The 5,256-nt window shown below is 67.2% G+C and carries 4 protein-coding genes; 3 read left to right on the forward strand and 1 reads right to left on the reverse strand.

Annotated features, from left to right (window positions below; all coding sequences use genetic code 11):
* Positions 1 to 266 precede the first annotated feature (266 nt).
* Positions 267 to 1,382 (reverse strand): iron-containing alcohol dehydrogenase, encoded by a 1,116-nt coding sequence (locus NTX40_03805; protein MCX5648211.1) that lies wholly within the window; start codon positions 1,380 to 1,382, stop codon positions 267 to 269.
* A gap of 131 nt (positions 1,383 to 1,513) precedes the next feature.
* Between NTX40_03805 and tadA the strand changes: the two genes are divergently transcribed.
* From tadA to NTX40_03820, 3 genes are all read left to right on the forward strand, one after another.
* Entirely contained in the window at positions 1,514 to 1,990 is a 477-nt protein-coding gene (gene tadA / locus NTX40_03810; protein ID MCX5648212.1) for a tRNA adenosine(34) deaminase TadA, read from the forward strand.
* A gap of 129 nt (positions 1,991 to 2,119) precedes the next feature.
* Entirely contained in the window at positions 2,120 to 3,703 is a 1,584-nt protein-coding gene (locus NTX40_03815; protein ID MCX5648213.1) for a DUF1553 domain-containing protein, read from the forward strand.
* A gap of 22 nt (positions 3,704 to 3,725) precedes the next feature.
* Positions 3,726 to 5,090, forward strand: coding sequence for a DUF1501 domain-containing protein (locus NTX40_03820; protein MCX5648214.1), 1,365 nt, complete (start codon positions 3,726 to 3,728; stop codon positions 5,088 to 5,090).
* The last annotated feature ends 166 nt before the right edge of the window (positions 5,091 to 5,256 follow it).

Genomic DNA, 5,256 nt, shown 5'->3' on the forward strand with positions numbered 1-5,256 from the left:
GCGAGCATCGCGCGGGCCGCCTCGGCGATCTGCCGGCCGGCATTCTCCATCAGGACGATGCCCGGCAGGCCGAGCGCCTCGATCGCGTAGCGGTCGAAGGCGCGGATTTCGTCGCGCGTCGCAGCCGGCTCTTCCATGCCGCATCAATCCTCCAACCCTGCAGCGCCACTTGCCCCTTGTGCACGGCGGGTTCGCCGCCCCGCTTGCGGGGCGCTGATCCCGGCGCGCCGGGACGCGGGGCAAGCCCCGCGGCGAACCCGGTTACACTACGCGACGGCCCGCAGAAGGGCGAGGATGTCTTGTTTCGTCACGGCCCGAGGCGTCGCCTGGGTCGAACCGCTCGCGAGGCTTTCCTCGGCAATCGCGTCGAACGCGTCGGCGCGCAGACCGTATTCGGTGAGCCGCGCCGGCAAGTCGCACGCCGACAAAAGTTCGCGCGCGTACGCCGCCGGGTCGTCGCCCAGGAGTCTCGCCAGGTGGCCGAACTTCTCCGGCGCTGCCGGGCGGACGAACTCCAGCGCCGCCGGCAGAAGCACGCCGCACACCAGGCCGTGTGGCACGGCGAAGCGGACCCCGATCGGGTGCGCCATCCCGTGGATGACGCCCAGCCGCGCGTTGGAGAGCGCGAGGCCGGCCATCGCGCTTCCCCAGGCGGCGCGCGTCCTGAGCGCGAGGTCGTCGCCGCGATGCACGACGCCGGGCAGGGCGGCGGCGAGTTCCTCGACGGCCCGCAGCGAGAGGGCCTCCGTCATCGGCGTCGCGTGGCGCGACAGGTACGATTCGACGGCCTGCACGAGCGCATCGACGCCGCTCGCGGCCGTCACGAAAGGCGGGCAGGGCAGCGTCAGTTCCGGGTCCACGAGGGCGACGGCTGGTACGAACGAATCGTCGCGGATGCTCGCCTTGAAGCCCCGCGCGCGGTCGCTGAGGACGCCGTTGTTCGTCATCTCGCTTCCCGTGCCGGCGGTCGTCGGGACGGCGATCATCGCGAGGCCCCGGCTCGCGGGCGTCCGGCCGGTGTGAAAGGCGCGGGTCGGCTCCTCTTCGTGGGCGAGGCCGGCAGCGACCTTGGCGACGTCCATCGCGCTGCCGCCCCCCAGGCCGATGACCACGTCGGCCCGATGCCGGCGGATGGCCTGACGGCAGCGGTCCACGGCGGCGACATCGGGCTCCGGTTCGACCTCGTCGAACAGATCGGCCTCGATGCCTGCCTTCCGGAGGATCGCGAGGCAGCGGTCCGTGATGCCGGCCTTTGCCATAGCCCGCCGACCGGTTACGAGGAGCGAGCGGCGGCCGAAGCGCAGGGCCTCCTCGCCGAGCGACTCGATGGCGCCGATGCCGAAGAGAAACCTTTCGGGGGCACGGAACAGGGCGGCCGTCAACGTCGCCTCCTTCTGCTGGCCCGGACAAGTCCGATTATAAGGCGGCCCGCGCCCGCTGCAACTGTTCGCCTTCGGCCCCGTCGGCGAGGGGCGGATTGACAGGCCCGAGGGCCGTGTGATTAAATGGGGCCATGCCGGATAAGGATGAACGCTGGATGCAGGAAGCCTTGCGTGCCGCCCGGGCCGCGCTCGAGGCCGACGAGGTTCCGGTCGGCTGCGTCGTCGTTCACGAGGACCGCATCATCGGCCGCGCGCACAATCAGCGCGAGACATTGCGGGATCCGACGGCCCATGCGGAGATGATCGCGCTGACGCAGGCGGCCGGGGCGCTCGAGACGTGGCGCCTCGGCGGCTGCACGCTCTACGTTACCCTCGAGCCGTGCGCCATGTGCGCGGGGGCGATGGTCCTCGGGCGGATCGACCGCCTCGTCTATGGGGCGACGGACCCGAAGGCGGGGGCCGTAGAGTCGGTGTTTCGGCTGCTCGACGAGCCGCGGCTCAATCACAAGGTCGAGGTGACCAAAGGCGTCCTGGCGGCGGAGTGCGGGGCGGTGCTGTCGGATTTTTTCCGGACGAAGCGTGCGGGCGGCAACGGCTCGGAGACGTAGGCTCCCCGGGCGCTTGCCACGGCGCTGCCGCGTGTTGGAATGTGCGTGGCCGCGGGTGTTCCGCGGGGTTCGTATCAGAGAGGGGCTTTTTCGCTCGCGCGTTCCGAGGCGACTGCGGACCCAAAAGGCATGATGAAGGCGTCAGTGATTTTTGTGTTCGTTCTCCTCGTGGCCCAGGGCGCTGCGGCCGAAACCGCGGCGCCGAGAGCGGCGATGAGTCCCTTCGAAGGCCCCGAGGTCCTGGCGCCGGAAAGCGAGATCGACAAACGGATTTTCGGCCGGTTGAAGGAGTTGGACATTCGGCCGGCCAATCTCTGCCCGGACGCGGTGTTTGTCCGGCGCGTTTATCTGGATGTCCTCGGCACGCTGCCCACCGCACAAGAGGCGAAAGACTTTCTGCTGGACCGTGCCCCGGACAAACGCCGCGCCTTGATCGATCGCCTGTTGGACCGCGAGGAGTTTGTGGATTACTGGGCGATGAAGTGGAGCGAACTGCTGCGGGTGAAAGCGGAGTTCCCCGTCAATCTGTGGCCCAACGCGGCGCAGGCGTATCGCCACTGGATTCGGACCTGCATCAAGGAAAACAAGCCTTACGACAGGTTCGTCCGCGAGATGCTTACGGCGAGCGGCAGCAATTTCCGTGTGCCCCAGGCCAACTTCTACCGCGCCGTGCAAAGCAAGGAACCGCAGGCCCTTGCCCAGGCGGCGGCCCTGACGTTCATGGGAACGCGCGCCGAGAACTGGCCGAAAGAGCAATTGTCGGGCATGGCGGCTTTTTTCTCGCAGGTCGGCTACAAGGCGACGGCGGAGTGGAAAGAGGAAATCGTTTTTTTCGACTCCGGCAAGACGGGCGGCGCGGCGTCTCCGTCGGCGTGTTTCCCGGACGGGACGCCGGCCCGGCTGGCGCCGGACCAGGATCCGCGGGAACTCTTTGCCGATTGGCTGATGAAGCCGGAGAATCCCTGGTTCGCGCGCAACATTGTGAACCGCATCTGGTCCTGGCTGCTGGGGCGCGGCATCATTCAGGAGCCGGACGACATCCGTCCGGACAATCCGCCCAGCCATCCCCAATTGCTGGCCTACCTGGAACGGGAATTGATCGCGAACCACTACGACCTGAAGCACATCTACCGCCGGATCCTGAACGCGCAAACGTATCAACTGTCCTGCATTTCAAATACTCCGGATCCCGGGGGCGAGGCCCTTTTCGCGCATTATCCCCTGCGCCGCCTGGAGGCGGAGGTGCTGATCGACGCCCTGTGCCAGATCACCGGCACAACGGAGGCGTACTCCAGCGCCATTCCGGAGCCTTTCACCTTCATCCCGGAAGACCAGCGGGCCATTGCGCTGCCGGACGGAAGCATCACGAGTTCCTTCCTCGAGATGTTCGGGCGCCCGCCGCGCGACACGGGCCTGGAATCGGAGCGCAATAACCGCCCCACGGCCGACCAGCGGCTGCACCTCCTGAATTCGAGCCACGTGCAGCGCAAGTTGGAGCAGGGCCCCTGGATTCGGTCCCTCCTGCAATCCGGGAAAGGTTCGCGAGAGGTCGTAACCGAGGTTTACCTGACGATTCTCTCGCGGTTCCCGACGGAAGAGGAGTTGAAGATCGTGGAAGGGTATCACCCGTCCGGCCCGGCGAAAGGGCGTGAGGGCCTGCTGGATCTCGCCTGGGCTTTGATCAACAGCGCCGAGTTTCTTTACCGGCACTGAGAACACATAGTGGGGCGAAAACATGGACGCACAGCGCAATCCGGACGGCCTCTGCGGCATGGGCGGCAAACCGATCTCCCGGCGCGAGGCGATGCGTCTCGGCTTCTTCGGCGCGGCCGGCCTCGTGCTGGCCGACCGCGTGGGGCGTTACGCCCGGGCCGCGCCCTTGACGCCGCCGGCCAAGGCCAAGGCCGTCATCCAGATCTGGATGTGGGGCGGCCCACCGCACCTCGACACCTTCGATCCGAAACCGGACGCGGGCAACGACTACTGCGGCCCGTTGAACCATCCGATTCCCACCAACGTGGACGGGATCCAAATCGGCGAACTGCTTCCGCTGCTGGCGAAGCAGGCCGACAAGTATTCCATCATCCGCAGCATGACGCACGGGGTGAACGCCCATGAAACGGCGTCTTACATAGTTCAAACCGGACGAACGCCCGGCGGCCGGGATGTCTATCCGAGCGTCGGCGCCGTGGTCTCGCTGTTCAAGGGCACCAACGCCGGATACCGCGGACTGATTCCGCCCTACATCGTGTTGACCGAGTCGCAGGGCCGCTTTTCCGAAGCAGGGTTTCTGGGGTCGCGCTACAAGCCCTTTGCCACGGGCGGCGACCCGGCGAAGACGCCGTTCGTCGTGGAAGGCGTCGTCGCCCAAGGCATCTCCGACCAGCGGCAGCGGGACCGGCGCGAATTGCTCCACAAACTGAACACGCTGGAGCACGCCCTGGCCGACGATCCGCAGTTGGCCGCCTCCCGGCAGGCTGAAGAACAGGCGTACGATCTGATTCTGGGCGATGCGGGCAAGGTGTTCGATCTGGGGCAGGAGACGGTTGAGTTGAGGGAGCGCTACGGCCAGAACACGTTCGGGCAGGCCTGCTTGGTGGCGCGGCGTCTGGTGGAACGCGGGGTCCCCTACGTCACCATCAACTCCAAGGGCTGGGACACGCATAAGCAGCATTTCCAGGCCATGCGCCGAAAACTCCCGGAACTGGATAAAGGCATGGCGACCCTGCTCGAAGACTTGTCGGAGCGCGGCCTGCTGGAGAGCACCATCGTGTGGTGGAGCGGCGAATTCGGACGAACGCCCAAGGTCCAGTGGGAAGCGCCCTGGGGCGGCGGGCGCGGACATTACGGCAAGGTCTTCTCCGCCGTCGTCGCCGGCGGCGGATTCAAGGGCGGCCGCGTCGTCGGGGCGTCGGATGCCAAGGGCGAAGAGGTGAAGGAGAGGCCCGTGTATCCGTGCGACCTCATCGCCAGCATGTACGAACTGCTCGGCATCGAAACCGATGCGAAGTTGCCTCATCCCCAGGGCCTGGACGTCCGCGTGACGCCCGCCGCCGCGGAGGGCGTGCCCAAGGGCGGACGCCTGAAGGAAATCCTGTAAACGAGGGAGGCGTTGTGAGCCCATTCCGGTGGCGTCCGATTCTGGGGCTGGCGGCGTTTCTGGCGATCGTGCCGGCCGTCCGGGCGCAGCAGGTGCAGCCGACTCAGAAGGCGCCGCCGGTCCCGCAGGCGCCTCCGGTCCAGAAGGCGCCGCCGGTCCAGCGAAA

Source organism: Planctomycetota bacterium (genome assembly GCA_026387035.1).
Classification (GTDB): Bacteria; Planctomycetota; Phycisphaerae; order FEN-1346; family FEN-1346; genus JAPLMM01.

What these genes read in the sequence shown, in the direction of transcription:
- tadA (MCX5648212.1), top strand. Translation starts at nt 1,514, where the DNA reads ATGCCGGATAAGGATGAACGCTGGATGCAGGAAGCCTTGCGTGCCGCC.
- NTX40_03815 (MCX5648213.1), top strand. Translation starts at nt 2,120, where the DNA reads ATGATGAAGGCGTCAGTGATTTTTGTGTTCGTTCTCCTCGTGGCCCAG.
- NTX40_03820 (MCX5648214.1), top strand. Translation starts at nt 3,726, where the DNA reads ATGGACGCACAGCGCAATCCGGACGGCCTCTGCGGCATGGGCGGCAAA.